The following is a 26,751-nucleotide window of genomic DNA, read 5'->3' as shown; positions in this document are numbered from 1 at the left end:
ATTTGAATCAAAACATTGAAAACATAGAGATATGATTGAGGTTAAAATACCAACAGTTGGCGAGTCGATCACAGAAGTGACGATCTCCCAATGGACCAAACAAGATGGGGATTACGTCGAAATGGACGAGGTAATCTGCGAATTGGAATCTGACAAAGCGACGTTCGAGCTCAATGCTGAATCAGCTGGAATCCTAAGTATCAAAGTAGAGGAAGGCGAAACCATCGAGATCGGTACAGTAGTATGTACGATCGACGATAGTGCTGCCAAAGGTGCGTCCGCTTCGGAAGCTACGCCTGCTGCTAAATCTGCAGAGCCTGCAGCTGCTCCAGCGTCTAGTGGGGGCAAAACAGGTGAAATCTACGAAATGATCGTCCCTACTGTAGGGGAATCTATCACTGAGGTGACTGTGGGCTCATGGGTCAAAGAAGACGGTGACATGGTCGAGCTGGACGAAATCATCGCAGAGATTGAGTCAGACAAAGCGACTTTCGAATTGACTGCTGAGGCGAGAGGAATCCTCCAAATCGTCGCACAAGAAGGAGATACCATCGAAATCGGTGGCATGATCTGTAAGATCGAAGTAGTAGAAGGGGCAGCACCAGCTGCCAAGACAGCAGCAAGCGCACCAGCTGCCACAGCTAGTGACGAAGGAAACTATGCGGCAGGGCATCCATCTCCAGCAGCGGCTAAGATACTCGCAGAAAAAGGTATCGATGCATCACAGGTGAAAGGCACTGGCAAAGACGGTCGTATCACCAAGGAAGATGCAGAAGCAGCTCAAAAGGCAGCACCTGCACCGAAGAAAGAAGCGCCTAAGGCTGCTGCGGCTCCTGCAGCTCCGTCACTGGGAGGCAGCAGAGAGCAGACACGCAAAAAATTGACACCATTGAGAAAGACGGTTTCTCGTCGATTGGTGTCTGTGAAAAATGAAACGGCAATGTTGACTACTTTCAACGAAGTAGACATGAAGCCTATTATGGATCTTCGCAAGAAATACAAGGATGCATTCAAAGACAAGTACGAAGTAGGGCTTGGGTTCATGTCTTTCTTCATCAAGGCATCTTGTATGGCACTCCAAGAGTGGCCTGCAGTCAACGCACAGATCGATGGAGATGAGATCGTCTACAACGACTACTGTGACGTATCGATTGCAGTGTCTGCACCGAAAGGGTTGGTAGTACCTGTGATCAGAAATGCCGAATCTTTGTCGTTCAACCAAGTGGAGAGTGAAGTGGTGAGATTGGCTGTCAAGGCTAGAGACAACAAGCTGAGCATCGACGAGATGCAAGGCGGTACTTTTACCGTGACCAACGGGGGTATCTTTGGTTCGATGCTGTCTACGCCGATTATCAACGCACCACAGTCAGCCATCCTAGGGATGCACAACATCGTGGAGCGTCCTGTAGCGATCAATGGCCAAGTAGAAATCAGGCCAATTATGTACTTGGCACTGTCTTACGATCACCGTATCATCGATGGGCGTGAGTCTGTGAGCTTCCTCGTGCGACTCAAGCAGTTGCTCGAAGACCCAGCGAGATTGATGCTTGGTATTTAGTACCGAGTCGTAGGTATTGTGTATTGAGATTAGTTGGAGTTGGGATAACCTAGTGATTTTGCTATCTTAACTCCTAAACCAAATCCAATCTTATGCACAATTACAAGGAACTTAATGTTTGGAAGAGGTCTGTTGATTTAGCAGTCAAAGTGTATCAAGAGACTTCTTCTTTTCCGTCTGATGAGAAGTATGGAATGACGAGCCAAGTCAGAAGGTGTTCTGTATCGATTTCTTCTAATATAGCAGAAGGATCGGGGAGATCAACGGACAAGGATTTCAATAATTTCCTTTCTTATTCATACGGAAGTTCATGTGAGTTAGAGACACAGCTGATTATTTCTAAGCGGGTGGGGTTACTGACGGATGAACAGTTTAATCAATTGAATAAAGAGATACAAGACATCCAAAAAATGCTCTTTAGCCTGAGGAGGTCATTACAGTAAAGAGTGCGGGTCTAAATACTCACTACTCAAATCACAAGACTAAAAAAATATGAAATACGACATAACAGTAATCGGATCGGGTCCTGGTGGATATGTGGCAGCCATTAGATGTGCACAGCTAGGGATGAAGGTCGCTATCGTAGAAAAATACAGCACACTTGGAGGCACTTGTCTCAACGTGGGGTGTATTCCTTCCAAGGCTTTGCTGGACTCTTCGGAGCACTATCACAATGCCGAACATACGTTCAAAGAGCACGGGATCGATATCCCAGCGCCTAAGGTGAACTTCACACAAATGATCGCACGCAAGGGTGAAGTGGTGAAGCAGAACGTCGAAGGCATTGCTTATTTGATGAAAAAGAACAAGATCGATGTATTCACTGGTCACGGTTCGTTTGTCAACAAGAACACTATAAAAGTTTCAGGAGAGAAGGAAGAAGAAATCTCGACGGACAAAGTGATCCTTGCGACGGGTTCAAAGCCTACTTCTTTGCCATTTATTGAGATCGATAAAAAACGCGTCATCACCAGTACAGAAGCACTCGTGATGAAGGAAGTGCCGAAGCATTTGGTCATCATCGGTGGCGGTGTGATCGGATTGGAGTTGGGTTCTGTCTATGCGAGATTAGGATCTGAAGTGTCGGTGGTGGAGTACTTTGATCGTATCATTCCTGGTATGGATGGTACCATGTCCAAAGAACTCACCAAATCGCTCAAGAAGCTCGGGATGAAAATCTATACCAAGCACAAGGTGACCGAAGTGAAGTCAACGGCCAAAACCGTAACAGTCAAAGCGGATACACCAAAAGGCGAAGTACTGGAACTCAAAGGAGACTACTGCCTCGTGTCTGTAGGACGTAGAGCCTACACAGACAAGCTTGGTTTGGAGAACGTCGGCATCAAAACCGACAAAGCAGGAAGAATCGAAACGGATGATCACCTCAGAACGAGCGTAGACAACATCTACGCCATCGGTGATGTGGTCAAAGGAGCCATGCTGGCGCACAAAGCAGAGGAAGAAGGTGTCTTCGTCGCAGAGACGATTGCAGGACAGAAGCCGCACATCAACTACAACCTCATCCCAGGAGTCGTGTACACATGGCCTGAGGTCGCAGGTGTCGGTCAGACGGAGGAGCAGCTCAAAGAAGCCGGTCGTGCCTACAAAGTGGGTTCATTCCCGTACAAAGCATTGGGTAGAGCCAGAGCCAGTATGGATACCGATGGTTTGGTCAAAGTGCTCGCAGACAAGAATACGGACGAGATCCTCGGGTTACACATCATCGGTGCGAGAGCAGCAGACATGATCGCTTCGGGCGTGACTGCCATGGAATTCAGAGCGTCAGCAGAGGATGTGTCGCGCATGTCGCATGCACACCCGACGTATATGGAGGCTGTCAAAGAAGCCTGCCTTGCAGCGACGGACAACAGACCGATCCATATGTAAGTAGAAAGAGTTGAAACCTTAAATTAGGAAGCCCTTAGCCATTGATTTGACTAAGGGCTTTTTTATGTTTGGAGGAGGAATCTGACCTGTCAGGTGTGATGGCTGTCACTGTACAAGGAAAGCAGAGAATAATACATTGAGACATGACTAAGAAAAAAATCAAACAAGTATTCAGGATAGTGTTGTTCTCTGGAACGGCAATCTCTATGTTTTACGTGCCGTGGATATTGGTGTGGGCTTGGATACTGCCGCTACCAGATACGGTTCAAGAGCAACTGGATGAAGCCATCGGTCACGGGTTTGATGGGATGATCGTCTATGTGGACGAAGCAGGAAAAGCCCCGGCGTTTTATACAGCGGGCTGGGACGACAGAGACAATCAGATACCGGCCAGACCGGATGCTTTATTTAAGATCGCCAGCATCAGCAAACTGTACGTGGCAGTTTCTGTCGCCAAATTGGCTCATGCCCAACGCTTGTCTTTGGATGAAACACTAGCGGATTATTTTCCAGAGCTGGTGGGTCGCATCGAGCATGCAGACCAAATCACCTTGAGGATGATGGTGCAGCACCGGAGCGGTATTCCCAATTTTACCAACAACCCTGCTTTCTGGGAGGACGAACAGGAAAACGGAAAACGAGCCTTGAACTTTGCGTTGGACTTGCCATCGAGTTTTGAACCAGGCGAGGGCTATGAGTATTCTAATACCAACTATTTGTTGCTCCGAGAGATCATCGAGCAGGTGGTGGGCTATGGTCACTTTCAATACATCAAGGAAGAAATATTGGAACCTCTCGGGCTCAAGCATACCTATGGTTCGCTGAAAGAAGTGAATATTGACGATGTGATGAGCGGCTACTATGTCGGTATTGATGCGGATTTTAAGACGAACGAAAACGGAATGCTTGCTACCGCAGAGGATGTGGGGAAGTTCTTGCGCGCGTTGAACGACGGTTCCGTATTCGACGAGGGAGAGCAGGACATCTACTCCTCGATATATGAGTACGAGCATGGCGGGCTGGTGCCTGGCTACCAGAGTCTAGCAGAGTACCACAAGGACATAGATACAGTGGTCGTCCAATTTGTGAACACGACGGACTTTGAAGGGTACGAATGGAACTTATCAGAGATCGTCATCAATCGCATCGTGAAGATATTGAGAAAGGAAAAAAGGTCAGTATAGTGCGTTTTGCTCTTGTGAAATAGGGGATAAGCATAGAGATGATCGTTGACTTATTCATAGGTGATGCATTTGTGCTCAACTTCCGATCAAACCAAAGCAGTGCAACTGGCTTCATCACGTACAGTTACTTTTGTCTGGAGCTTGCGCAAGCAGGGCTGGTTCGTTGCGCAACCCACCAACCCTGCTTGCGCAAGCTCAACGCTCTACTTGCGCAACGAACCAGCCCTGCTTGCGCAAGCCTAATAAAACAATGAGTCAATGGTAGAAAGTACTACTGCTTACTCCGGTTTTTTTTAACAATCTTTAGCATTTATAAGCCATCTACTGGTATAGATGTTGCTGATAATCAATCATATCTTGCAGAGCGCTCAGTTAGGATTTCATATCAATCCATGTTTAATCTTTTAAATATTATCAATTATGTCTGTACAATATAAAGTAGCAGAGCGCGCTGACCCAAGAGATGTTACGCTCCCCAAAAAGTTTTATGCCAGAATCAGCAATGGCGATGATGTTAGTTTTGAAGAATTGGCAGTGCTTATCAGCAAAGTATCTAGTTTGAACTATGGCACTGCGTTAGGTGCCTTAGGAACCTTGATCGAGGTGATAGAGATGCAACTTGCTCACGGTAGACAAGTGAGGCTTAGTAATCTAGGGACCTTCTACCTGACGCTGAAAAGCCAAGGAGTAGATGCTCCAGAGGATTTTCGTACCGCTCAGATCAAGGGTGCTCGCATCAGGTTTAGACCAGGAGCAAGACTCCAGAAGCTAACGGATAATCTGGAGTACGAAAAGGTAAGTGTCCATGAAACTACCAAGACGACAGATCAAGCTGCATAACGATTACCCTAAAGTATATACCATGTGTAACGATAGACAATGAAACGGTCTCGCTGAAGTGAGGCCGTTTGGTGTTATAGGCCGAAGTGTACATTATAGAATCAGGGTTTCAGATGGCTAATGTTTTGATGTAGGTACATATTAAAAAGTGAATTATTGTTTTGATAAGTTGAGTTTTTTCAAAATTATTGTGTCCCTAAACTAATGATCAACCAAACGGTGAAAGCAAGATGATACGGCGTAGCACCCTGATTCATGTTGTTTTTGCACTGCCAACTTATACCAACCAACCATGAAAAAGGAGTTCTTCCCAGAAGAGTTTATTCAAGCGAGTGTAGAAAATTATACATTCAAAATCAACCGCCCTACCAATAGGATTTACTTAGTCCTACTCAGTTGCATACTTATATTTCTTGTCATTTTGCCATTGGTATCTGTGGATGTCATCGAGTCTACCTCTGGAAGAATCACCTCCATGGGCAAAAAGTACACGATTCAAGCACCTGTTACGGCTAGAATAGTCTCTTCACGTTTAGAAGAGAACCTTAGTGTAAACCAGGGAGATACCTTGGTGAAGTTTGATGATAGGGTTATTATTTCTGAAGTGGACAGAATACGCACAAGAAAATCTCAACTTGATCAATACACGCTAGATTTAGAATTGTTGTCTGATCCAGTCCGTGTTAATCGTTTGAGAAGTGATCGAAAACATCGCTTTGGGGGAGTTTCAGCCAGATACCCAAAGAATCGTACAATTGGCACATGAGTTGGGTGTCTTAGGCTTTATCAATGAATTACAGGGAGGGTTTTCTGCCTATTTGGGAGAAAACGGCACCAACCTCTCCATCGGTCAGCGTCAGCGATTGGCGATTCTCAGGACATTGTACGCCGATCCTGAGGTAGTAATTTTTGATGAGGCGACTTCTGCCTTGGATAAGAAGTCTGAAGCATTCGTGCTCAAAACCATGCTGAAACTTAGAGATCAGGGCAAAACCGTCATCTCTACCTCACATCGACTCAATGCCGTGACCATGGCAGATCAGATAGTGCTGCTAGAGAATGGGGATATCATCGCCAATGGCAGCCATGAAGAACTTTCTCAGTCCAATCAACCCTATCAGCAATTGATGGGGCAGCAGGAGAATATCAATACATTGTCTTACCAAAATCAACCCTCATGAATTTCATCAAACAGATAGAGAGAATCCAATTGATCAACAAGCTCATCATCTCTGAGTCAACAGGCACACCTGATGAGCTGGCAATACGTCTAAATATCAGCAAGAGACAACTGTACAATCATATAGAGTCTCTTAAAAATTTAGGCGCGGACATCGTGTATGACAAAGTGTATAAGACCTACTATTATACAGATCGAAGAATTAAAATTGATTTTCATTTTGAAGTGCTTAGCTCAGAGGTTGTTATGAAGACGGATGGTGGTTTTTTGTTAAAAGAGTCAGAGTGCAATTTTATTTCACTTTGCGAATCTACCTTAGTTGCATGCTAGCATAAAGGGTGCTTCCTGCCACCCAAACAAAGAGCAGGTCTAACTTAAGTTTTAATACAAAATGGAAAATTTGAATGAATTGGGTCTTGTGGAGATGAGACAATCTGAGATGAATGAAGTTGATGGAGGGATGTTTTTGAGCTTCAATTGGGGAGCTTTTTTTAGAGGTGCTGGAGTTGGAGCTACAGGCGCTGGTGCATATTACGCTTTGACTTAATTGATTATGGAGTCAGGATTTATGAACCGATTCTTACGAGGAGTACTTTTTGGTATTGCATGTGGAGTTATTGGTGCCGTTGTGTATTATGTTTTTTGTTAACCTTTTTAAGGTTATTAATTATGACTGATGGAATGTTAAATGATTAGGAACTTACTGTCATGAGTAATGACGAGTTAAAGGAAATCGACGGAGGTGTTTTTCCTTTGGTACTTGGGTATGTGGTTGGAGTGGCAGTAGGGACAGGGTCAGTAGTAGGAGTTGTCGAATTCCTGAAGTGGGCGAATGACTAATCTGACTACTATTTCTCAATTGAAAAATCGAACTACTGCTTGTTTTTTTAGAATAACGACTTGAACCTGTAGTTTAGAAGTAAAAACCCAGTTGTCTAAACTGGGTTTATTTTTGATCATCATGAATAAGGAGAGGCTTTAACAAAATTTAAAACCGAACTCAGGTTAATACCAGAATTTACTTCCCGATAGAGCCCATCACACGGCTCATGAAGCCATTGAGTGCGTCTTTTTCTGCAGTGCCTTTTTTGATTTCTTTGTGAACCTCTAGGCTGCCGTATAGGTTGGAGAGGAGTTCGCCGATCACTTCGAGTTCTTCGTCTTTGATTCCCTTGGCATCCGCCAAATGCTCCAGCAGTTCGATGGTCTCGTGTACCCAATCCTCGTCGTTTTCTTTGACGAATTCCAATGTGTGTTTTATAATCGGTAGTCTCATGTCTGTATTGCTTTGTTATTATCGTGTTGCAATATTAGATACGAAGGAGGATGTATGCAGAATAAGTTCATCAATAAAACCAATCACACCATAAGCGATGAGAATCGAGTCGTCCTTCTTTGCGGGTCTTCATCTGTTTGTCACAGGATTGGAGCAAGTCTAGCAATGACAGATTTCTTTTTATAGGTTTGATTTTTTGAAGACTAGTGGGATGGGACACCTGTCATCCTCGCAGTTTGGTTTACTTTTATGTGCTGGATGGAGCAGCAGCTAAAGAAACAAATCGACCGTGTAGTGGAGTTGACCCCTGAGGAGTTTTCGGTGGTGCTCGTACATTTTACGGTCAAAACTTTCAAAAAGCGTCAGTACGTTTTTCGAAAAGGTGAGCGCGTAGATTATGCCTATTATGTAGGTCAAGGACTGCTCAAGCTAATACACACGGATGACATGGCTCGTGAGTACATCGTGTCTTTTGCGATGGAGGATTGGTGGGAGAGTGACTTTATGGCTTACTTTGACAGAGGGACAGCAAGCATGTCCTTGAAGTGCCTAGAAGATACGGTGGTTTTGTGCTTGTCACTGGACAACTATCAGAAACTCCGCAAGGAAGTACCTAAGATGGAGCGGTTTCTTCTTGAAAAATCCAATAGAGGATTCATCGCTTCTCAACAGCGAATCTTGTCTCTGATGACTCTCAGCGCCAAGGAACGGTACGATCAGTTACTGGCTCAGTATCCGAGTTTGCTGCAGCGCGTCTCCAAAACACAGCTCGCTTCGTATCTAGGTGTCTCACGCGAAACGCTGAGCCGGTTGTCCTCCTAGACTCTAGTCTTTTTTGTAATTGTGACGTAGGTCACAGGTAGAGTTGAGCCTTGCACTCCAGTTTTGTAATTCACCAATAAACGAAATACAAATGGAAAAGAGAGTCATTAACCCATGGCAATGGCAGGATGCACGAAGCTATGTGCAGGCCGTAGAAATCAAACAACCAGAAGCCGTACTCTATGTAGCGGGACAGGCAGCAGTCGATGAGCATGGGGGATCAAGTGCCGAAGACATGAGGAGTCAATTGCTATTGGCAATTGCTAACTTGGAAAAAGTGATCCATGAGGCGGGTTATGAACCCAGTGGCATTGTCCGGTTGAATATTTACACTACCTCTGCCGAAGAATTGTTGGGTTGCTTTGATGTCTTTCAGGATTGGGTTGCAGCACATGGTATCAAGCAGGCCAGTACGCTGCTCGAGGTTCAGTCTTTGTTTGACACGTTGACCGTAGAGTTGGAAGCCACTGTGGTACGAGGGGAGAGATAGGGGGAAGGGGACCTAGTAGGTACCGCTGACCTCCCTAAAAATAGTGAGTGGTACCTCCCTAAAAAGGGTTGATTTTGGCTCGGAAATGGGCTTTTTGAAAATTGTGTACTAGTTTGATTTTTCAAATTTAATCAAAAAGGAAAGACTATGACCAATTTTTCGAAATCACAAAGAGAAGAATCACAACAGGCCAATCCAGTCACTGACTTGACAGAGTATGGCTATTACGTTTTGATCGATGGAGCGTTTTATCTCATCGAGCCTTACAGTATTCAGATGGAGTTTGGGTTCAACAAATTGGGGCAAATCAAATATGCTCCCGTGGATGAAACCCCGATTCGTGTGATCGTGTATCGCCCGGATTGGCACTATGAGCACACGTCGTTTTTTGCACAGGATTTGGATGTCGTCAACCATGACTATACCCAACGCATCGAACCACAAATCACGCAAAGAGCCGAGCATGTCTTTGAGTTGCATTTTCCTGCACTGACCCGTGGGCAGTTGCTTGTGATCCGTGATTACAACAACCTATACTGTATTGGGATGGGGAGTGTATCGGAGACATTGGTTCAGCTTTTCAATACCACGGATGCTCCTGCTTATGCGGTGGTAGAGAATATCAAACAAGCACTCAAGTCATTCCCTGACAACCTGCAGCTACAGGCTAGCCTAGGTGTATGGGAACTCAAAAACATAGACGATAAATCGGCCAAGGCGTGGAAGCAAGTAGAAGAGAAGTGGGCGCAGTATAATGAGAGAGAAGATCGGGAAGGCAAGTTGTTGTTTGCGGGAGATGTAGAACATGAAATCGCATATTACCTGTCACTCGATGATCAAATGCCACAGCGAGAGGCTGCGGAAACTATGCTTTCAGAGATTGAGACTTTGAGACAGACGAAACCAGAAGAAGAGACCAAAGAGGCATTGGACAAGGCAAAGCTCGCTCCAAACACGATGGTGTATCGTGCAGGGCAGTTTACAGTCACTGCAGTAGAGGTTGGTGAGGAGGTGCTCCTGAGGTTCACGGGACTCCCCAACGAGTTTGATGGCAAAGTACTGCGTCATCAGAAAGCCATCCAAAACGAATCGACAGGGGCGTATATTCTACAAACCACAGAGGTGACAGGTGACAACTGGAACACCTTCAACCATGAGAATGATGGCTGGGGAGGTTTGAGGACTTTTGTTTATCCACCGATGATCGAGCAGCAATTTGATGTGTACTATGATGAAGATCTAGCGGGGGAGTCTCCAGAGCAGATGTATGAGGACTACTGTGCGCAGTTGGCTTGACAGCTGTGCCATGGTCAAAATCAAACCCGTCACCAATCATACCAGTGACGGGTACTTCTACTCTGCGCTGAGTAGGTAAGCCAAGGCGGCTTCTTTGTTGTCAAAGGGCTTCATTTTCGCTTCGCCACTTACGGCGTTGTAGCCATTGAGGAGGATCTTTTTGATGCCTGTGATGCCGAGTGCAGCGCTTTTGGTTGTTTTGGACTGAAGGATCTTTTCTCTGGCTGCTTTGGCGGCATTCATGAATTCCGTGCTGCCGTGCGCATTGGTATAGTCAAAGAGCAAGAGGAGGTGTGGATCAGGAAGGGCAAGTAGGTAGTCAGCCACTTGGGAGACGACATCTATCATTTCTTTTTTGTTTTTGCATTGGGAGTAATCTACAAAAATGATGCGTTTGCCTTGGTGGGTGATTTGTGAGATGGACATGTCAGTTTCTTTTGATTTGCTGTATGAATTTACTTTCTAATGATGAAACCCCAAAACGTAGCTGCCCTTCTTTTGGGGAAGGGGTTCTGTACAGGTTTTGCAGCGAATCTTTCATTTCATGGCTTTTGATAGGTGTTTTCATGTGTTGAAGCAATTATAAATATGGCTTTGTATCCATGTGCAGACTTAGGCCAAAATCCTTTGCAAATGCGCTTTGATGTTCACCGGGTTTATTCTTCCTTTCTCCTATCAAATCATTGGGTTCACCGAAAATAGATTTTACGAACCAAAATGAGACGGTATCATTGCTTTGTAGTCACACAGGAAGTGCAGAGAGAATCAGAAGAGTTGACTACATCGAGTAAGGTTTCTTACTCCACTCAATAAGAATAGTAATTTAGTCTTTCATAATCATGCTTAAGCTGCTGACCCGGACGGGGTGAGCAGCTTTTCTTTTTATATAGGGTGTGGATAGACTGATGCAGGAGGTGAAAAATGATCAGTCTGTAAAGTTGGAGGATAACAATCCATCTCGGATATTGAGCATTCGGTATTCCAATTTACCTCAAAGACGCATAATGGGTGGTTTTTTATGAAGGAAACCGCAACGAATTTCGAACAATGAATTTTGAACAACGGAGTGACCTTCGGTCTCTCTCCAGAGACAGAGATAGGTCCCAAATATTGAGCTTCCTTATCCTTCATTTCACCTGCATAATTCTGCACTTCACCGAAAACGGCTTTACAAAAAAGGTATGCATGCCTATCATTGCTTTGTAGTCACACAGGAAGTGCAGAGAGAATCAGAAGAGTTGACTACATCGAGTAAGGTTTCTTGCTCCACTCAATAAGAATAGTAATTTAGTCTTTCATAATCATGCTTAAGCTGCTGACCCGGACGGGGTGAGCAGCTTTTCTTTTATATAGGGTGTGTATAGACTGATACAGGAGGGAAAAAAGATCAGTCTGTAAAGTTGGAGGATAACAAGCCATCTTGGAGATTGAGCATTCGATGTTCATTATTCTACTATATAAACATTGTCTCAAGGACACGTAATGGATGGTTTTTAATAGAAACAGTCACGGATTTCGGACAATGAGTCTTAATTACGGAGTGGTGTTCGGTCTTTCTTCAGAGACACAGATTGACTCCAAATATTGAACTTACTTATCCTTTACTTCACCTGCATAATTCTGCACTTCACCGAAAACGGCTTTACAAAAAAGGTATGCATGCCTATCATTGCTTTGTAGTCACGCAGGAAGTGCAGAGAGAATCAGGAGAGTTGACTACATCGAGTAAGGTTTCTTACTCCACTCAATAAGAATAGTAATTTAGTCTTTCATAATCATGCTTAAGCTGCTGACCCGGACGGGGTGAGCAGCTTTTCTTTTTTATAGCCTTTTAGGCCATGGAAGTCAAAAGGTCTTCGTCTTGAACCTGCCCATTGTATAGTTGAAGTGTATGTGCTTCCTCTCTATGTTCCAGAAGAGGCCTTACAAAAGGATACGGAGTAGTGAAGGGTAGAATGGGTAGGTAGGTTTGACAGAAATATACCTGTCACCCGTAAATGCACATCAATCGAGAAATAATGCTATTGGCTCATATATTTTATCCTACACTTCACCCGAAAAAAAGTAAAGCTCACCGAAATCGGGTTTCAGAGTCCCTCTATCCCCTCTAAACTTGCATCGTAACCAATATTCAATTAAACACTACTACAATGAAAACTACAATGAAAACGCTCGCGGTGATTGCAATGGTCGCCATGTCCACGTTTACTTTTGCCAAAGGAAACGGAGGGAAATCAGAAAAAGAAGTTAGTCCAGAGCTGGATGTAAGAATCGTCGCTGTGGATGAGTCTAATGTTGCGGTGACTTTCGCCAAACTCGAAGGAGAGGAAGTGAAAGTAAAAATTTATGACGCATTTGGAGCCTTGGTGCACAAGGAAAAGGAAACTGAAGGAACAGCATTTTTGAAGAAATTCAACATGTCTGCATTGCCATCAGGTGAGTACACGTACATGGTTGCCAATGACCTGTATAGTGTCAAAAAAGTAATCACTAAGGACTAATTGTTTTTAGATTAAGGTTGTTAGCCCTGGACTCTTGCCGTCTGGGGTTTTTTTGTGCGTTGGCTATTTTAATATTACTTTTTATACGCGTACTTCGTGTATAATTTTTTGAATGAATGGCAGATTTTTCGAGTGTATTGAGATGGACCCGGGTCAACTGGTGGCGATGGATGAGTATCGTGTTTATGGGGGCGGGTCTTCGTCTGTTCATAGATATTATTTACAGTGTATTTTATACGGACCTCCCGCTCAAATGGGAGCCCAATGAGTATGTCTATGCTATCATCTTGGCATTTTTCGTACTGGAAGGTATTCGATGGATCAATCGGCGATTGGATCGTTTTCAGCCTTGGGAGTCTGGAGCCAAGAGCCGTTTCATTATACAGTTGAGCTCCAATACGGTCTACGCTTTTGCGGTGATCGCTTTCTTTGGAGCATACCTCTACCAGTTTGTCAACGAGTACAACTCTCGTCCGTTGTTTGATGATATAGTGGTGATCACCACGGCACTTTCGTTGACCATACTTGTTGTATCCATCGAGCTGGGGATGTTTTTTCTCAATAAGTGGAAAATATCAATGATTGAAATCGAGCGTTTCAAAAAGGAGGGTTTGGAGTTTCGCCATGAGATGCTCAAAACCCAGGTCAACCCGCATTTCCTTTTCAATAGTCTCAACACTTTGTCGTCATTAGTCTACTCCGATCCCAATACGGCCTACAGCTTTATTCGCAAGTTGTCCAATGTCTACCGAAATGTACTTGAACATCGCAACAAAGGTCTGGTCACAATCAAAGAAGAATTGGAGGCCATCGAGTCATATGTAGAGCTGATTCGTATGCGTTTTGGCGAAAAACTCATCATCAATATCGATCCGATGAAGGAAGTAGAAGAGTGTCAAGTGCCTCCGTTGATTCTGCAGTTGCTTATTGAGAATGCCATCAAACACAATGTCGTCTCGACAAAGTACCCCTTGTCTATCTGGGTGTACCACGAGCGCAAAAGAATAATTATCAAAAACTCTCTAAGACTGAAATCTTCCAAAGGGTATTCGTCTAAAATCGGCTTGGACAACATCATCAGTCATTATGACATTGTCACAGATAAAAATGTAGAGATCAAGCAAACGGAAGAGTATTTTATAGTATTATTACCATTATTAAGTCCTGATTATGAAGGTATTGATTATAGAGGATGAGCGCTTCGCCCAAGATGAGCTGAAACGGCTATTGGCGGCTACTCCTTACACCATAGAGATTATAGAGTGCTTCGAATCCATAGAAGAAACCGTAGAGTGGTTTGAAGAAAACGACGAGCCGGATTTGGTGTTCATGGATATACAACTCTCCGACGGATTGAGCTTTGAGATATTTCAACAAGCCAAAGTGACTTGTCCGATCGTCTTTACGACGGCATTTGAGAACTACGCCATTCGGGCGTTCAAGGTCAATAGTATTGACTATTTGCTCAAGCCCATCGAGCAAAAGGACCTAGAGGCAGCCCTAGAGAAGTATACGAATTTGAAGTCGGAGGACGAAGAAGGTAGCGTGTCTCTTAGTGTAGATCAGGTTCAGCAGCTTCTCAAGTTGTCGGACGAACAAAGGGACTACAAGAAACGCTTCATCATAAAATCTGGAGACCGTCTCAGACACGTGTCTGTGGAGGATATTGCCTACTTCTACGCTGAGGATGATTACACCTATCTAGTGGCCAAAGAAGGCGCGAAGTACATTATTTCATTCAAGCTGGATGAACTCGTCAAACAACTCGATCCCAATGATTTCTTTCGCCTTTCGCGAAAGTACATCGCAAACATTCATTCGATCAAGCTGGTCAATAAATACTTCAACAGTAGATTGGAGGTGATTCTTCAACCTGAAACCAAGGATCAGATTTTGATCAGTCGAGTACGTGTCCCTGAGTTTTTGAGCTGGATGGAGAAGTAGTCAACGAGCTGTGCAAACCAGCGCCCTCATTTTTTTTCGCGTTGACTCTTCTCAATGCCTTGCAAGGGGTGAGCAAGAGAGCAAAGAGCCAAACAAGGGCGGTACAGAGAAGTCAAATGCTTCAGTATAGCCCTCTAGAGCTTTTAGCTATTTCCCCCTTTTAGGATGGATTTGATTTCATTGAGTTTGAGCAATGCCTCTACTGGAGAGATTGTGTTGATGTCTAGTTTATTAAGTAAAGTCAAGACCTCTTCGAAATGAGGATCACTCTCGAACATGCTCAGTTGAAAGTTGTTTTTGGGGATGGATTCTATTTTGCTTGCTTCGGCTTCTTTGATTTTGTCTTTTTCGAGGTGCCCTAGGATTTCGTTGGCACGGAGGACGACGGCATTGGGCATGCCGGCCATCTTGGCGACATGGATACCAAAGCTGTGTTGGCTACCCCCTTCTTGTAGTTTGCGCATGAATATGACTCGGTTGTCTAGCTCCTTGACAGAGACGTTGAAGTTTTTGACCCTCGGAAAATCCTCTGCAATTTGGTTGAGCTCGTGGTAGTGTGTCGCAAACATTGTTTTGGCTCGGTGCTTGGGATGGTTGTGTAGGTGCTCCACGATGGACCAAGCGATGGATACGCCATCATAAGTACTGGTGCCCCGTCCGATTTCGTCCATGAGGACCAGTGTGCTGCCACTGAGGTTGTTGAGAATGCTGGCGGTTTCGGTCATTTCTACCATGAAAGTTGATTCCCCTTTGGAGAGGTTGTCTGAAGCTCCCACACGTGTAAATACCTTGTCTATGAGGCCAATTTTGGCGTAAGAGGCAGGTACGAATGACCCCATCTGTGCCATCAATACGATAAGTGCCGTTTGTCTTAGTAGGGCGGATTTACCTGCCATGTTGGGGCCTGTGATGACCATGATCTGCTGAGACACATCGTCCAGCAGTACGCTATTGGGAATGTACTCTTCTCCGGTGGGTAGTTGGGTTTCGATGACTGGGTGTCGCCCTTCTTTGATGTCGATGAGGTCTTCTTCTTGGATCAGTGGTCTGCAGTAGTTTTGTTTTTTTGCGACATGCGCGAAAGACAACAGACAGTCAATCTCCGCGATGCTCTTGGCATTGACTTGGATCTCGCTGACATAGTCCGCAGTAAAGGTGACGAGCTCGTTGTATAGGTCAAACTCAATGGTGCTGAGTTTCTCTTCGGCAGTGATGATCTTTTCTTCGTAGGTCTTGAGTTCCTCGGTGATGTAGCGTTCGGCATTGACGAGTGTTTGTTTTCTGATCCACTCTGCTGGGACTTTGTCTTTGTGAGCATTGGATACCTCGAGGTAGTAGCCAAACACCTTGTTGTAAGCGATTTTGAGTGAGGAGATTCCCGTACGTTCTTTTTCTCTCTCTTGGATTTGCAGGAGGTAGTCCTTGCCAGAAAAAGCAATTTTGCGCAATTCATCCAGTTCTGCATCTATGCCGTCTTTGATCAAGTTGCCTTGTGTGGCGTTGAGGGGGACTTCATCCTGCAGGTTGGTGTCTATTTTTTCTAGCAGTTGTGAGCAGGGGTTGAGCTTGTCTCCGTATTTGGAGAGTGTCTCGATTCCTGAGTTTTCCAGCAAAGTTTTGATTGGCTGTATGTGTGCAAGTGCCCTTTTGAGATGCAGTAGTTCGCGTGGATTGATACGTAGCGCAGCGACTTTGGAAACGAGCCGCTCGATGTCTGAGATCTGCGAGAGGTGAGACTGGATGGCTTCTGATACGTCAGGTTGGGCCAGGAGAGATTCCACAACGGAGAGTCGCGCTTCGATGACCGACTTTTCTTTGAGAGGCAGTACAAGCCATTTTTTGAGTAGGCGTGCACCCATCGCTGTATGGGTATGATCCAGTACTTGGAGTAAAGGGACCCCATCGTTTTGCTGTGGATACACCAGTTCGAGATTTCGGATGGTGAATTTGTCGAGCCAGACGAACTTGTCTGTGTCGATTCGAGAGATTGAGGAGATGTGGCTGATTTCTTTGTGCTCCGTCTCTTCGAGGTAAAATAAGATCGCACCTGCGGCGCAGATGCCTTCTTTTGTGTCTTCTACTCCAAAGCCCTTGAGATTCTTGGTTTTGAAGTGTGTGTTGAGTTTTTCATAACCAAAGTCTAGGCCGAATATCCACTCTTCGAGGCAGAAGGTGTTGTGGTCCGTCCCGAGTAACTTCTCGAAGTTGGCCTTTTGATTTTTGCAATAGATGATCTCCGAGGGACTGAAACTTTGGATTAGCTTGTCGATGTAGTCGTTGTTGCCGGCAGAGAGCATAAATTCCCCAGTACTCAGATCGAGAAACGCTACCCCGTGAACATCCTTCCCAAAAGCAATCGACGCTAGGTAATTGTTTTTTCGTTGTTCGAGGACATTGTCGTTGAGTGTCAGTCCTGGGGTGACGAGTTCGGTGACGCCTCGTTTGACAATGCCCTTGACGTCCTTAGGGTTTTCGAGCTGGTCACAGATGGCGACTCGGTTGCCAGCTTTGACGAGCTTGGGCAGATAGGTGTCTAGTGAGTGGTGGGGAAACCCTGCCAGTTCGATGTGAGATGCAGATCCGTTGGCTCGCTTGGTCAAGACAATATCGAGGATTTTGCTCGCTCGTACTGCGTCTTCACCGAAGGTCTCGTAGAAGTCTCCGACTCTAAATAGTAGCAATGCATCAGGGTGCTTGGCCTTGATGGCATTGTATTGTTTCATTAAAGGGGTTTCTTTTTTTGCGACTGCCATTGTGATAGGATCAAACCACGAATTTAAGAACTCATCAGCGATTAGACTGAGTCCTTGGGATTTCTTTTTTGTAGGATTTAAAATATGTTTTGATATGAAAATGTCTGAGGATGGTTTTCTTTGCCATTGCATATTTAGCCAAGCAAGATGAGGAAATTGAAGAATGAAGAACTCCAGCGACCAAGTGTGGAGGAGTTTAAAAGTCAGAAAAAGAATCAGGTCATCGTCGTGCTCGACAATGTCCGTAGTCTCAACAATGTTGGTTCTGCTTTTCGGACATCGGATGCCTTCAATATCGAAAAGATCTATTTGTGTGGAATCACCGGCAAACCACCTCACCGTGACATTCACAAAACCGCATTGGGAGCCACTGACTCGATGGCGTGGGAGCATGTGTCCAATACTGTGGAGCTAGTCGAGCAGTTGCAAGCTGATGGATGGACTGTGCTAGCCGTAGAGCAGGTAGAAGGAGCTACGAGGCTCGACAAGTTTGAGCCTGCCGTTGGAGGGAAGTACTGTTTCATCTTTGGCAATGAAGTGTTCGGTGTAGAACAAGACGTGGTGTCTGCCAGCGATGGATGCTTGGAGATTCCTCAGTTTGGTACGAAGCATTCACTCAATATCTCCGTGACCATTGGGGTGGTGTTGTGGCACTATGTCAGAGCGATGATTTAGTCTCCATCGTTGTCCGAAGGGGTGACGGTCAGTCCGATATTGGACATCATATCTGTATGCATGAGGGAGAGTAGACTCTGTGTTTCTGCCAGCAATGCTTCGACCGCTAGAGGATCGTTGACGACTGCAGTTTGTAGGGGTTGGTTGATGGCATTGGCAGCTTCTAGACAGACTTGGATTTGTTGGTTGATGCGTGCAGAGAGTGTCGTGTTTTGATCAAAATCGATGGCCAAGGCGTCCAAATAATCATCATAGCCTGTTCCTTCTCCTCCGTTGAAAGTTTGAGCGATCGATAGTAGATTGACTTTTATCCACTCCAATGATTCCTGTGCATAGGGTGATTCTACTAGGTCAGGATTGACGCTAGACGAAACGTCCGTGAGACCCATGGGGTTTCCGAGTTTTTTGATGTTGAGATTGCTGAGGCTTTCCAGGAGTTGGTTGGCAAGGAGCGAAGCAGAAGAGCTTGTGCCGCTACCTGAGAGAGCAATGAAATCCGCCCGATAGGTTTCCCATTCGTTGAGAATCCGCGTAGCGATTGTTACTAAGTCGGAGGTGTACAGGGACAGTATAGCCATTCTTTTTTCGTCGGAGAATTGACTCAAAGTCTCGTGTTCATCTGACGAGAAGAGGAGAAATTCGATGGCTGCCAAGCCCTTTCTGTTGCTGCCTAAGGTTTGGATGTAGTCGTCCGATCCACTGTAGTTTGAGACGGCTGTTTCGATGAATGAGGCGGGTGTAGGGTAGTAGTGGATTTTGCTAGATAGTGAGCGCGTACGAACTGGACCGATGTTGAAGGATTCGGTGTTTTTCCAGCTGAGGGCAGCCTTTTTCCATGCGGCCTGGCATGCAGCGAGTGTTTCATTTGTTGGGTTTTTAGCAAAAGCGTCAACTTGAGTATCTAGGAGCGAAGCTGTGGCCAAAAAATCCTCATAGCCGGGTAGGATGATTTGGTCTGCCATCTGAATGAGCATCGGTTGACGGTCAAAACTAGGGCTATTGTTGGTTTCACAAGCAATGAGTAAGGATGCTGTCAAGCATACAAAAAGTATCGGGTAGTATCTCATAGTGATTCTAAAAATTGAAGGACCTGATTTCTTTCGGTTTGGTTGAGGGATTTGAATGCGGAGACACTGGCAGAAGCTTCGCCTCCATGCCAGAGTATGGCCTCCTCGAGGTTGCGGGCACGCCCGTCATGTAGATAAAAGGTGTGTCCACTGACGACTGGAAAGAGACCAATGCCCCAAAGAGGAGGGGTACGCCATTCAGTGCCTGTAGCCAAACCGTCGGGACGGTGATCTGCGAGTCCTTCGCCCATGTCATGAAGTAATAAATCTGTAAAAGGACGAATCGTTTGGTTGTCAAACTCAGGAAAATCTAGGTGTGATGCAGTGGTCATTTTGGTGATGTGACAGCCGCTACAATTGAGGTCATCGAAAAGCAGTTTGCCCTGAATCACATTGGGTTGATCCCAGTTGCGTCGACGGGGTACAGCGAGAGCAGCAGAGTATAAGGTGACCCGGTCGAGTATCTGATCCGTCAGCTCGTATCCTGTCTCTGAGTATGCTTCTTGACAGTCGAGTTGATTCGTTGCACAGTCTTGATTGGGAAAGAGTGCGGAGGTGATCCCTATGTCACCTAAAAAAGCACCTGCTACTTGTTGACGTACGGAAGGTTGGTTGGCTTTCCAGCCAAATCGCCCTATGGCAGGTAGGCCTGTAACCACGTCTTCGACGTAGTTGGCCCGGCCAGAGATGCCGTCTCCATCACTGTCTGCTTCATCGGTATAGTTGAGGAGGGTTTGTTCTGATACAGCCTCTAGCAATCCTAGTCCGATCATGTGCGGTGCGATCCGAGGGGACACCATGAGATTTGGGGACATGTCGCCATAGTGGAGGTCATAAAAATGATACGAGGGTTTGCGTAAGGAGTATGTCGCTCCGTCAGGGTAGTTGCCTGATATTTCATCGTAGGTGACGGATACTTTTCCTTCAGGTTCTACGCCCAAGATGGATAAGTGATTGAACTGACCGCCATAGTTGGGATCGGGAAGGGGCTGCCAATCAATTTGTTCGGCAATGCTCAGTCGAAACAAGAGTGATACGGGTTCTTCAGTAGGGTCTAGTGGTGGAGCTCCTCTGCCGTCTTTGTCGTGGCAGGAAGAGCAAGAACGAGCATTGAACAAGGGTCCTACTCCGTCTAGGTCCTCAGTGGATGAGGGAGCAGTCACCCAGTTGCGCTTGAAGAAGGCGTTGCCCGTGACAAATTCCAAATCTTTGTTGCCGGTGAGGTTAGGAGCCGCTTGGCCAAAGGCATTGACGGATTCATCTATCACGCTTGTTTCTCCTCCCAAAAACTGTTCTTGAGGCTCTAGTTCGTCTAGTATGCTGCCTTCGTCACTTTGACAACTAGCCAATAATAACATGCCGAGGCATGCCATGTATATCTTATTCATTCTCTTACTCCTTGCTTAAACGTAAAAGTACACTTCATTCAGAAATGAAGTGTACTTTAAAAATCATTGATGAAAGGAACTTATATGTCGTCTGGATCGAAAGACAAGTCAAATGCATCTGCTGCTTCGGCAAGCAAGTCTCCTTGGTCTCTGAGCAGGTTGATGGCTGTCAGGACTCGGTCTCCACCTTCTACTGAGAGAATCTCTTGGTCAAATGGAGAGTGAATGGCTTCACAGGCGGCTAGAGCTTCTTCCATTTTTGTGGAAATATCATCCGCCAATTTACTGTCTTTTTCAGCAATTATGCTTTTGATGCTGACACCAGTGACGATAGATCCACTTGTGGTTTTGTATCTGCCTTCGTACACATTTTGAATGCCCAGTGCATTGGTGACGATGTCCCTGTGCGTATTGTCACTGAAGCACGAGTGTTCGTCTTCTTTGCTTTTCAAGTCAAGCGCTACATACATTCTTTCTCCAGCCAACTCTCCCTTGGATAATTTGCCTAGTGCGGAAAGGATATCTCCAAAAGCCGCAGTGTTGTTGTCAGAGGCAGTGAAGCTGACTCTGAATGCACCGTCTGCGGCCCATTCATCGACGAGAGACTTGAGGTCATCTACGACGAGCGCAGTGACTTCTGAAAGATAGGTTTTTCTGCGGTCTGCATTCTCGAGCGTAGTATAGTCCGTATAGGGTCGTTCTCCCCCGCCAGCGTCAGCACTCACGTCTTGCCCCCATAGGAGGAATTCGATCGCGTGGTATCCAGAACTTACGTTGGTTTCACCTCCATTTTCATTTTGCTCAGCGATTACTTCTTTGGTGATCGTCGGGAATTCGTCAGGGCTATTGATGATGTTTTTGCCTTCACCACCTACTTGTCCGTCACCGTTGGAGTCCACAGTGACATAGTCTATGTGTGATTCGTCCAAGGGCCAAGCATTGAGCTGGCCCTCGGGACCGTCTTCGTCATCAATCGGCCCCCCGTAGAACCTGAATGCTTCGGTCTGGCCGTACGTTTCTCTGGCGGCAAGCCATGCATCTTTTGCGGCTTCCATTGTGGCTTCACTTGGTGCTGTGATGAAAGTCCCTACAGCGGTTTGTAGCGCGCGCGCATCGTCATAGGCGTCCAAGTAGTTTGCTTCTACGATCGCTGCATAGTTTTCGATGGCTAGAGCCAATTGTGCATCATTGTTATTGCTGTCATCGTCATTGTCACAGGCACTGAGGGCAACCAAAGACGTTAGGATAAGGGTGAAAAATCTTTTCATGATGTTATTTGTAATTAGTTTAAATAAAAAGCTCTACAAGGTTACTGTCAAACGGTCAGATCATCTATATACTCTTGTATGTTCTCACTCAAAATCACTAACAGTAGTGATTTTGAGTGAGAATTCTTATTGAATTGAAAGGGATACTTAGTTGGTTGTAGTGATTCTATGACTATTTTTGGCACAAATTATCTAAGACATGGAATACAGAATCGAAAAAGACACAATGGGGGAAGTACAGGTTCCCGCTGACAAATATTGGGGAGCACAAACCCAAAGATCTAAAATGAATTTCAAGATAGGTGGTGAGAGCATGCACATGCCTAATGAGATCATCAAGGCGTTCGCCATTCTAAAGAAGTCTGCTGCAGAGACCAATGCCGAGTTGGGAGTGATGGACAAAGAAAAGGCAGAGTTGATTGGTCAGGTTTGTGACGAGATTTTGGAGGGGAAACTTGACGATCAGTTTCCACTTGTAGTATGGCAGACTGGCTCAGGTACCCAATCCAACATGAATTCTAACGAGGTGATTGCCAACAGAGCCCATGTAATCAATGGTGGCTCACTAACAGATGAAAAGAAATTTATCCACCCAAACGATGACGTGAATAAGTCACAGTCATCCAACGATACATTTCCTACGGCGATGCATATTGCAGGGTACAAGATGATCGTGGAGACGACCATACCTAAAGTAGAGAAACTAAGAGATACCTTGGATGCGAAAGCAAAAGCGTTCAAAGATGTGGTGAAAATCGGGCGTACACACTTCATGGACGCGACACCATTGACGCTAGGACATGAGTTTTCAGGTTATGTAGCTCAATTGGATTTTGGCCTAAAGGCCTTGAAAAACACTTTGGCACATCTGTCAGAGCTGGCCTTGGGAGGTACTGCCGTAGGAACAGGTCTCAATACCCCTAACGGATACGCCGAATTGGTGGCAGAGAAAATTGCCAAGCACTCAGGTTTGCCACTGGTGACCGCACAAAACAAGTTCGAAGCATTGGCAGCCCACGATGCGATCGTGGAATCGAGTGGAGCATTGAAACAACTCGCAGTGAGTTTGATGAAAATTGGAAACGATGTGCGCATGTTGTCTTCTGGGCCTAGAAGTGGGATAGGAGAGTTGATGATTCCTGAAAATGAGCCAGGTTCATCGATCATGCCTGGTAAAGTCAACCCAACACAATGTGAAGCACTCACGATGGTATGTGCGCAAGTGATTGGAAACGATGTAGCAATCTCTACAGGTGGTATGACGGGGCATTTTGAATTGAACGTGTTCAAGCCCATGATGATATACAACTTGCTGAATTCGGCACGTTTGATTGGAGATGCTTGTGAGTCTTTCAATGACAATTGTGCCGTAGGAATCGAACCGAATCACCCAGTCATAGAAGAAAAACTAGAGAAATCTCTGATGTTGGTGACCGCACTCAATCCACACATAGGATATGAGAATGCAGCTAAAATTGCCAAGAAAGCTCATAAAGAAGGTAAAACGCTGAGAGAGGCAGCATTGGAATTGGAATTGTTGACCAATGAGCAGTTTGACGAATGGGTCGTGCCAGCCAATATGGTGGGAGGTCTCAAGAGCTAAAGGAGTTTTCGTCGGATTGAAAAAAACAAAAATATACTTCAATTCGATGAATATTTTTGTACATTAGTCACTATAAATAGGATTAAATCATAAATTATGAAAAGCATAGTAGCAATTTTCTCTGTCTTATTTGCACTGTTGGTGTCGGTAGATGCCTCAGCTCAGATGTCTAAGCAAGAGAGTAAAGAGTGGAAAAAAAGAATCAAATCACTCACACCAGAGCAATACAAAGCTTTATTGGAAGAAAACAAATCTTTGAAAGGACAGTTGAGTAGCCTGAAAAAAGAAGCGGCAGGCGTAGAAGATCGCCTCAATGAAAAAGATGACCAAATTGCAGATTACCAAGATCAAGTATCTAGTTTGAGAAAGGAATTGGCGGAAGCGAAAAAGGGCGGTTCTACTGGCGGTGATGCTGTAGCTACGAGAGGAGCGGCTCCTTCACAAAAAGGTGTTCTTTTCAAAGTTCAGATTGGTGCTTTCAAGCAAAAGGATTTATCTAAATTCTCTCAGAACAACCCTTCATTCGAAGTGGACGGTACTGACGGAACGATGAGATATACGATTGGTATGTTCCAAGATTATTGGGAAGCCGATACTTTCAAAAAGTACTTGAGAGAGATGGGTGTCAAAGATGCTTGGATCGTAGCTTACAAAGATGGTCAGCGTGTTCCGATCAAAGAAGTATTGGAAGGAGTGATCTAACGAATGGATATTGTCATTGCAAGGCCCTGATCCTGTGTTCGAGTCATTTCGAATAGGGGTCAGGGTTTTTTGTTTCTTGATGAGTCTAATTTGCTTTACTTTTGCAGTTTGACAACAAAGAGTACTATGATTCAATACAAGACAAGGGAAGAAATCGAACTGATGCGTGAAAGTGCGCTCATCGTCTCCAAAACCTTAGGTATGTTGGCGGCTGAAGTGAAGCCGGGAGTGACACCTTTACAGCTTGATGCGATGGCTGAGGCTTGTATTCGAGATCATGGTGCTGTACCTGGGTTTTTGGGACTTTATGATTTTCCCAATAGTCTTTGTATGTCACTCAATGAACAGGTCGTACACGGTATCCCTAATGATAAGCCTTTGGAGGAGGGTGATATCATTAGTATCGATTGTGGTGCTTTGAAGAATGGTTTTTATGGAGACCATGCCTATACTTTTGAGGTAGGTGAAGTCGCTCCAGAAGTCAAGAAGTTATTGGAGGTGACCAAAGAGTGCCTAGATCTTGGGATAGCTCAAGTCAAAAAGGGCAACCGTATTGGCGATGTGAGTTATGCCATACAGCAGCATGCAGAGAAGCATGGGTATGGAGTGGTCAGGGAGCTGGTAGGCCATGGTCTTGGTAGAGAAATGCACGAGAGCCCAGAGGTCCCGAACTTTGGCAAGAGAGGTCGTGGACCTGCTATCAAAGAAGGGTTGGTCATTGCCATCGAGCCTATGATCAACTTGGGGACAAAAGATGTACGGCAGCTACCGGATGGCTGGACGATCATCACGGGGGATCGTAAACCCTCCGCTCACTTCGAGCACGATGTAGCAGTAGTCGATGGTAAACCAGAGGTATTGTCTACCTTCAGCTATATCGAGGAAGCGCTGAAAAAGAATAGTGCTACGGTATAAGTACTATATAAAGGTAGAAATATCCTATTTTTAGTTATTTTTAACTTTATTATCAATCCAAAAGACCTGTATGAATCAAGAACCTACGAATTATCTAGAGATTTGGACGTATATCGCCCACATGATTGCTTTGGTATTGGTGCTGTTGGCTTGTGCCAACTACATCATTTACATGTTGATTGTGTCGATCATGGGAAACCGATCGGGCAAGTATAGCTTCGTGCTCAACAATGAGATTCGTGTCATGCTGGTGTCTGCCATTGGCGTCTCGATAGCGATAGCGCTTGTGCTCAATGTTTTTATGTTGAATGAGCGAGACTTTACGCATGTGTTTGTGTTTTCACTCAAGACAGGCTTGCCTTTGGGGATTGGGGTGACGATAGCGTTTGCGTTCAAATCTTATCTGACATATTATTATCCATTCATCTTAGAAAATAGACTTGCAGACATCCGGTTTAGGGAACGCAATAACCCGAAGACGGGACACGCGATGCGTTTGCTCAATGAGCAGGATGAGGACGAATACTTGAGCGAGGAGATGATAATCCAAGAGGAGCAATTGGCATATGACTTTGATGTATGGTTGGATGACAAGACGGGAGATACGATCATAGAAACCTACAAAGGAACCACCAATCGAATCTGTCACAAGTGTCATTTTCGCACACTCAAAATGGTCAAAGAGGAAATTAGCGAGACTTCCAAATTGAAAGTAAAACATTACCAGTGCTCGCATTGTGGACACAAGGAGAGGCTCGAAGGAGCGTAATGTGTAGGGGTTTAAGATTCCTTTTTTATTGGCAAGTAGCAATAAGTCGTGTGACTCATGGCATTTGTGAGACGACCGTTTAAATTGTATGAAAATTAAAAGCGTATGCGTCACATCTATTGGTTATTTTTCCTCTTATTCGTCCTGTCTTGTACAGGCTCTACCTCCTCTAAAATGAGTCGCACGAACCAACAGTGGCTTGAGCGACATGTCAGTGCGAATACTTCAACACAGATGGAAAAGGGGTCAACCTATTTGTCCATTTATAGCGAGATCAATAGTTTTGATCAAGACACTAAGCATGGCTTGACAGTGACGGTGAGTATGCGTAATATTTATGATGTGGACACACTCTATATCTCAGGTATTAAAAGTTATGATTCTGGAGGGGAGTTGCTGCATGACTATCTAGATCATGACATCTACTTGAAGCCTTTGGAGACGATGGAGATTATCATAGATGAAGAAGATGAGTATGGAGGAACCGGCGGGAATTTTATTTTTGATTGGTATGCATCGCCAGCCAAGGAACCTCTTTTTGAGGCGGTGATGATCCGCACTTCAGGCCAACAAGGGATTTCATTTACTACAACGGGTATTCGGAGAGATTGAATTGTCTTTTGACCCAGAGTC

At 45.1% G+C, this 26,751-nt stretch carries 27 protein-coding genes; 21 read left to right on the top strand and 6 right to left on the bottom strand.

Features of this window, described 5'->3' with window-relative positions; translation table 11 throughout:
* The first annotated feature begins 31 nt into the window (after positions 1-31).
* From odhB to BFP72_RS15295, 9 genes are all read left to right on the top strand, one after another.
* A complete protein-coding gene (gene odhB / locus BFP72_RS15330; protein ID WP_099599976.1) occupies positions 32-1,558 on the top strand; it encodes a 2-oxoglutarate dehydrogenase complex dihydrolipoyllysine-residue succinyltransferase in 1,527 nt (508 codons plus the stop codon).
* Between the two features lie 92 nt (positions 1,559-1,650).
* Positions 1,651-2,001: a four helix bundle protein gene (locus BFP72_RS15325; protein ID WP_099599975.1), complete on the top strand. Its 351-nt coding sequence runs from the start codon at positions 1,651-1,653 to the stop codon at positions 1,999-2,001.
* A 49-nt stretch (positions 2,002-2,050) separates the two neighbouring features.
* The gene (lpdA, locus tag BFP72_RS15320) at positions 2,051-3,445 is read left to right on the top strand and encodes a dihydrolipoyl dehydrogenase (RefSeq protein WP_099599974.1); all 1,395 of its coding nucleotides are present in this window, start codon (positions 2,051-2,053) and stop codon (positions 3,443-3,445) included.
* Positions 3,446-3,588: 143 nt separating this feature from the next.
* Positions 3,589-4,629 (top strand): serine hydrolase, encoded by a 1,041-nt coding sequence (locus BFP72_RS15315; protein ID WP_099599973.1) that lies wholly within the window; start codon positions 3,589-3,591, stop codon positions 4,627-4,629.
* A 420-nt stretch (positions 4,630-5,049) separates the two neighbouring features.
* Positions 5,050-5,469 carry an HU family DNA-binding protein gene (locus BFP72_RS15310; protein ID WP_099599972.1) on the top strand — a complete coding sequence of 140 codons (420 nt, stop codon included), beginning with the start codon at positions 5,050-5,052 and terminating at the stop codon, positions 5,467-5,469.
* A gap of 698 nt (positions 5,470-6,167) precedes the next feature.
* Complete coding sequence (locus tag BFP72_RS15305; RefSeq protein ID WP_099599971.1) at positions 6,168-6,650, top strand: ATP-binding cassette domain-containing protein; 483 nt, start codon at positions 6,168-6,170, stop codon at positions 6,648-6,650.
* Positions 6,647-6,979 carry an HTH domain-containing protein gene (locus BFP72_RS15300; RefSeq protein ID WP_099599970.1) on the top strand — a complete coding sequence of 111 codons (333 nt, stop codon included), beginning with the start codon at positions 6,647-6,649 and terminating at the stop codon, positions 6,977-6,979. Before BFP72_RS15305 ends, BFP72_RS15300 begins: the two co-directional genes overlap by 4 nt.
* A gap of 61 nt (positions 6,980-7,040) precedes the next feature.
* Positions 7,041-7,196, top strand: coding sequence for a hypothetical protein (locus BFP72_RS19240; protein ID WP_158233431.1), 156 nt, complete (start codon positions 7,041-7,043; stop codon positions 7,194-7,196).
* A 161-nt stretch (positions 7,197-7,357) separates the two neighbouring features.
* Positions 7,358-7,489 carry a class IIb bacteriocin, lactobin A/cerein 7B family gene (locus BFP72_RS15295; RefSeq protein ID WP_099599969.1) on the top strand — a complete coding sequence of 44 codons (132 nt, stop codon included), beginning with the start codon at positions 7,358-7,360 and terminating at the stop codon, positions 7,487-7,489.
* Between the two features lie 178 nt (positions 7,490-7,667).
* Here BFP72_RS15295 and BFP72_RS15290 read toward each other — a convergent pair whose 3' ends face one another.
* The gene (locus tag BFP72_RS15290; protein WP_073122907.1) at positions 7,668-7,925 is read right to left on the bottom strand and encodes a hypothetical protein; all 258 of its coding nucleotides are present in this window, start codon (positions 7,923-7,925) and stop codon (positions 7,668-7,670) included.
* A 258-nt stretch (positions 7,926-8,183) separates the two neighbouring features.
* Here BFP72_RS15290 and BFP72_RS15285 point away from each other — a divergent pair, with 258 nt between their 5' ends.
* The 3 genes from BFP72_RS15285 to BFP72_RS15275 all read left to right on the top strand — a co-directional run bounded on the left by BFP72_RS15285 (position 8,184) and on the right by BFP72_RS15275 (position 10,533).
* Positions 8,184-8,747 (top strand): Crp/Fnr family transcriptional regulator, encoded by a 564-nt coding sequence (locus BFP72_RS15285; protein WP_099599968.1) that lies wholly within the window; start codon positions 8,184-8,186, stop codon positions 8,745-8,747.
* Positions 8,748-8,838: 91 nt separating this feature from the next.
* Positions 8,839-9,237, top strand: coding sequence for a RidA family protein (locus tag BFP72_RS15280; protein WP_099599967.1), 399 nt, complete (start codon positions 8,839-8,841; stop codon positions 9,235-9,237).
* Positions 9,238-9,384: 147 nt separating this feature from the next.
* Complete coding sequence (locus tag BFP72_RS15275) at positions 9,385-10,533, top strand: hypothetical protein (RefSeq protein WP_099599966.1); 1,149 nt, start codon at positions 9,385-9,387, stop codon at positions 10,531-10,533.
* A gap of 57 nt (positions 10,534-10,590) precedes the next feature.
* Here the strand turns inward: BFP72_RS15275 and BFP72_RS15270 are convergent, their stop codons facing one another.
* A complete protein-coding gene (locus BFP72_RS15270) occupies positions 10,591-10,959 on the bottom strand; it encodes a hypothetical protein (RefSeq protein WP_099599965.1) in 369 nt (122 codons plus the stop codon).
* A 1,724-nt stretch (positions 10,960-12,683) separates the two neighbouring features.
* Between BFP72_RS15270 and BFP72_RS15265 the strand changes: the two genes are divergently transcribed.
* The 3 genes from BFP72_RS15265 to BFP72_RS15255 all read left to right on the top strand — a co-directional run bounded on the left by BFP72_RS15265 (position 12,684) and on the right by BFP72_RS15255 (position 14,978).
* Positions 12,684-13,034 carry a T9SS type A sorting domain-containing protein gene (locus BFP72_RS15265; protein WP_099599964.1) on the top strand — a complete coding sequence of 117 codons (351 nt, stop codon included), beginning with the start codon at positions 12,684-12,686 and terminating at the stop codon, positions 13,032-13,034.
* A gap of 116 nt (positions 13,035-13,150) precedes the next feature.
* Positions 13,151-14,230 carry a sensor histidine kinase gene (locus BFP72_RS15260; protein WP_099599963.1) on the top strand — a complete coding sequence of 360 codons (1,080 nt, stop codon included), beginning with the start codon at positions 13,151-13,153 and terminating at the stop codon, positions 14,228-14,230.
* Positions 14,205-14,978: a LytTR family DNA-binding domain-containing protein gene (locus BFP72_RS15255; RefSeq protein ID WP_099599962.1), complete on the top strand. Its 774-nt coding sequence runs from the start codon at positions 14,205-14,207 to the stop codon at positions 14,976-14,978. The genes BFP72_RS15260 and BFP72_RS15255 overlap by 26 nt, the downstream gene beginning before the upstream one ends.
* Before the next feature lie 143 nt (positions 14,979-15,121).
* Here BFP72_RS15255 and mutS read toward each other — a convergent pair whose 3' ends face one another.
* Complete coding sequence (gene mutS, locus BFP72_RS15250; protein WP_099599961.1) at positions 15,122-17,731, bottom strand: DNA mismatch repair protein MutS; 2,610 nt, start codon at positions 17,729-17,731, stop codon at positions 15,122-15,124.
* 147 nt (positions 17,732-17,878) lie between these two features.
* Between mutS and BFP72_RS15245 the strand changes: the two genes are divergently transcribed.
* The gene (locus BFP72_RS15245; protein WP_099599960.1) at positions 17,879-18,406 is read left to right on the top strand and encodes an RNA methyltransferase; all 528 of its coding nucleotides are present in this window, start codon (positions 17,879-17,881) and stop codon (positions 18,404-18,406) included.
* Here BFP72_RS15245 and BFP72_RS15240 read toward each other — a convergent pair.
* From BFP72_RS15240 to BFP72_RS15230, 3 genes are all read right to left on the bottom strand, one after another.
* Positions 18,403-19,473, bottom strand: a complete 1,071-nt coding sequence (locus BFP72_RS15240) for an imelysin family protein (protein WP_099599959.1) — start codon at positions 19,471-19,473, stop codon at positions 18,403-18,405. The two genes, BFP72_RS15245 and BFP72_RS15240, sit on opposite strands and share 4 nt — an antisense overlap.
* Positions 19,470-20,861, bottom strand: coding sequence for a di-heme oxidoredictase family protein (locus BFP72_RS15235; RefSeq protein WP_255397230.1), 1,392 nt, complete (start codon positions 20,859-20,861; stop codon positions 19,470-19,472). Before BFP72_RS15235 ends, BFP72_RS15240 begins: the two co-directional genes overlap by 4 nt.
* An 80-nt stretch (positions 20,862-20,941) precedes the next feature.
* The gene (locus BFP72_RS15230; RefSeq protein ID WP_099599958.1) at positions 20,942-22,129 is read right to left on the bottom strand and encodes an imelysin family protein; all 1,188 of its coding nucleotides are present in this window, start codon (positions 22,127-22,129) and stop codon (positions 20,942-20,944) included.
* Between the two features lie 199 nt (positions 22,130-22,328).
* Here BFP72_RS15230 and fumC point away from each other — a divergent pair, with 199 nt between their 5' ends.
* From fumC to BFP72_RS15205, 5 genes are all read left to right on the top strand, one after another.
* Complete coding sequence (gene fumC, locus BFP72_RS15225; protein WP_099599957.1) at positions 22,329-23,732, top strand: class II fumarate hydratase; 1,404 nt, start codon at positions 22,329-22,331, stop codon at positions 23,730-23,732.
* Between the two features lie 96 nt (positions 23,733-23,828).
* Positions 23,829-24,434 (top strand): Ezrin/radixin/moesin family protein, encoded by a 606-nt coding sequence (locus tag BFP72_RS15220; RefSeq protein ID WP_099599956.1) that lies wholly within the window; start codon positions 23,829-23,831, stop codon positions 24,432-24,434.
* Between the two features lie 126 nt (positions 24,435-24,560).
* Entirely contained in the window at positions 24,561-25,349 is a 789-nt protein-coding gene (map, locus tag BFP72_RS15215; RefSeq protein ID WP_099599955.1) for a type I methionyl aminopeptidase, read from the top strand.
* A gap of 70 nt (positions 25,350-25,419) precedes the next feature.
* Complete coding sequence (locus BFP72_RS15210; protein ID WP_099599954.1) at positions 25,420-26,118, top strand: hypothetical protein; 699 nt, start codon at positions 25,420-25,422, stop codon at positions 26,116-26,118.
* A 174-nt stretch (positions 26,119-26,292) separates the two neighbouring features.
* Complete coding sequence (locus BFP72_RS15205; RefSeq protein ID WP_158233430.1) at positions 26,293-26,730, top strand: DUF3124 domain-containing protein; 438 nt, start codon at positions 26,293-26,295, stop codon at positions 26,728-26,730.
* Positions 26,731-26,751: the final 21 nt, after the last annotated feature.

The sequence above is a fragment of the Reichenbachiella sp. 5M10 genome (assembly GCF_002742335.1).
GTDB lineage: Bacteria > Bacteroidota > Bacteroidia > Cytophagales > Cyclobacteriaceae > Reichenbachiella.
The sequence above is the reverse complement of the archived record's forward strand: the minus strand, read 5'-3'. Positions and strand labels throughout refer to the sequence as shown.

Excerpts from the sequence above, each read along its gene's own strand:
- odhB (WP_099599976.1), top strand. The coding sequence starts at position 32 with ATGATTGAGGTTAAAATACCAACAGTTGGCGAGTCGATCACAGAAGTG.
- BFP72_RS15325 (WP_099599975.1), top strand. The coding sequence starts at position 1,651 with ATGCACAATTACAAGGAACTTAATGTTTGGAAGAGGTCTGTTGATTTA.
- lpdA (WP_099599974.1), top strand. The coding sequence starts at position 2,051 with ATGAAATACGACATAACAGTAATCGGATCGGGTCCTGGTGGATATGTG.
- BFP72_RS15315 (WP_099599973.1), top strand. The coding sequence starts at position 3,589 with ATGACTAAGAAAAAAATCAAACAAGTATTCAGGATAGTGTTGTTCTCT.
- BFP72_RS15310 (WP_099599972.1), top strand. The coding sequence starts at position 5,050 with ATGTCTGTACAATATAAAGTAGCAGAGCGCGCTGACCCAAGAGATGTT.
- BFP72_RS15300 (WP_099599970.1), top strand. The coding sequence starts at position 6,647 with ATGAATTTCATCAAACAGATAGAGAGAATCCAATTGATCAACAAGCTC.
- BFP72_RS19240 (WP_158233431.1), top strand. The coding sequence starts at position 7,041 with ATGGAAAATTTGAATGAATTGGGTCTTGTGGAGATGAGACAATCTGAG.
- BFP72_RS15295 (WP_099599969.1), top strand. The coding sequence starts at position 7,358 with ATGAGTAATGACGAGTTAAAGGAAATCGACGGAGGTGTTTTTCCTTTG.
- BFP72_RS15290 (WP_073122907.1), bottom strand. The coding sequence starts at position 7,925 with ATGAGACTACCGATTATAAAACACACATTGGAATTCGTCAAAGAAAAC.
- BFP72_RS15285 (WP_099599968.1), top strand. The coding sequence starts at position 8,184 with ATGGAGCAGCAGCTAAAGAAACAAATCGACCGTGTAGTGGAGTTGACC.
- BFP72_RS15280 (WP_099599967.1), top strand. The coding sequence starts at position 8,839 with ATGGAAAAGAGAGTCATTAACCCATGGCAATGGCAGGATGCACGAAGC.
- BFP72_RS15275 (WP_099599966.1), top strand. The coding sequence starts at position 9,385 with ATGACCAATTTTTCGAAATCACAAAGAGAAGAATCACAACAGGCCAAT.
- BFP72_RS15270 (WP_099599965.1), bottom strand. The coding sequence starts at position 10,959 with ATGTCCATCTCACAAATCACCCACCAAGGCAAACGCATCATTTTTGTA.
- BFP72_RS15265 (WP_099599964.1), top strand. The coding sequence starts at position 12,684 with ATGAAAACTACAATGAAAACGCTCGCGGTGATTGCAATGGTCGCCATG.
- BFP72_RS15260 (WP_099599963.1), top strand. The coding sequence starts at position 13,151 with ATGGCAGATTTTTCGAGTGTATTGAGATGGACCCGGGTCAACTGGTGG.
- BFP72_RS15255 (WP_099599962.1), top strand. The coding sequence starts at position 14,205 with ATGAAGGTATTGATTATAGAGGATGAGCGCTTCGCCCAAGATGAGCTG.
- mutS (WP_099599961.1), bottom strand. The coding sequence starts at position 17,731 with ATGGCAGTCGCAAAAAAAGAAACCCCTTTAATGAAACAATACAATGCC.
- BFP72_RS15245 (WP_099599960.1), top strand. The coding sequence starts at position 17,879 with ATGAGGAAATTGAAGAATGAAGAACTCCAGCGACCAAGTGTGGAGGAG.
- BFP72_RS15240 (WP_099599959.1), bottom strand. The coding sequence starts at position 19,473 with ATGAGATACTACCCGATACTTTTTGTATGCTTGACAGCATCCTTACTC.
- BFP72_RS15235 (WP_255397230.1), bottom strand. The coding sequence starts at position 20,861 with ATGAATAAGATATACATGGCATGCCTCGGCATGTTATTATTGGCTAGT.
- BFP72_RS15230 (WP_099599958.1), bottom strand. The coding sequence starts at position 22,129 with ATGAAAAGATTTTTCACCCTTATCCTAACGTCTTTGGTTGCCCTCAGT.
- fumC (WP_099599957.1), top strand. The coding sequence starts at position 22,329 with ATGGAATACAGAATCGAAAAAGACACAATGGGGGAAGTACAGGTTCCC.
- BFP72_RS15220 (WP_099599956.1), top strand. The coding sequence starts at position 23,829 with ATGAAAAGCATAGTAGCAATTTTCTCTGTCTTATTTGCACTGTTGGTG.
- map (WP_099599955.1), top strand. The coding sequence starts at position 24,561 with ATGATTCAATACAAGACAAGGGAAGAAATCGAACTGATGCGTGAAAGT.
- BFP72_RS15210 (WP_099599954.1), top strand. The coding sequence starts at position 25,420 with ATGAATCAAGAACCTACGAATTATCTAGAGATTTGGACGTATATCGCC.
- BFP72_RS15205 (WP_158233430.1), top strand. The coding sequence starts at position 26,293 with ATGAGTCGCACGAACCAACAGTGGCTTGAGCGACATGTCAGTGCGAAT.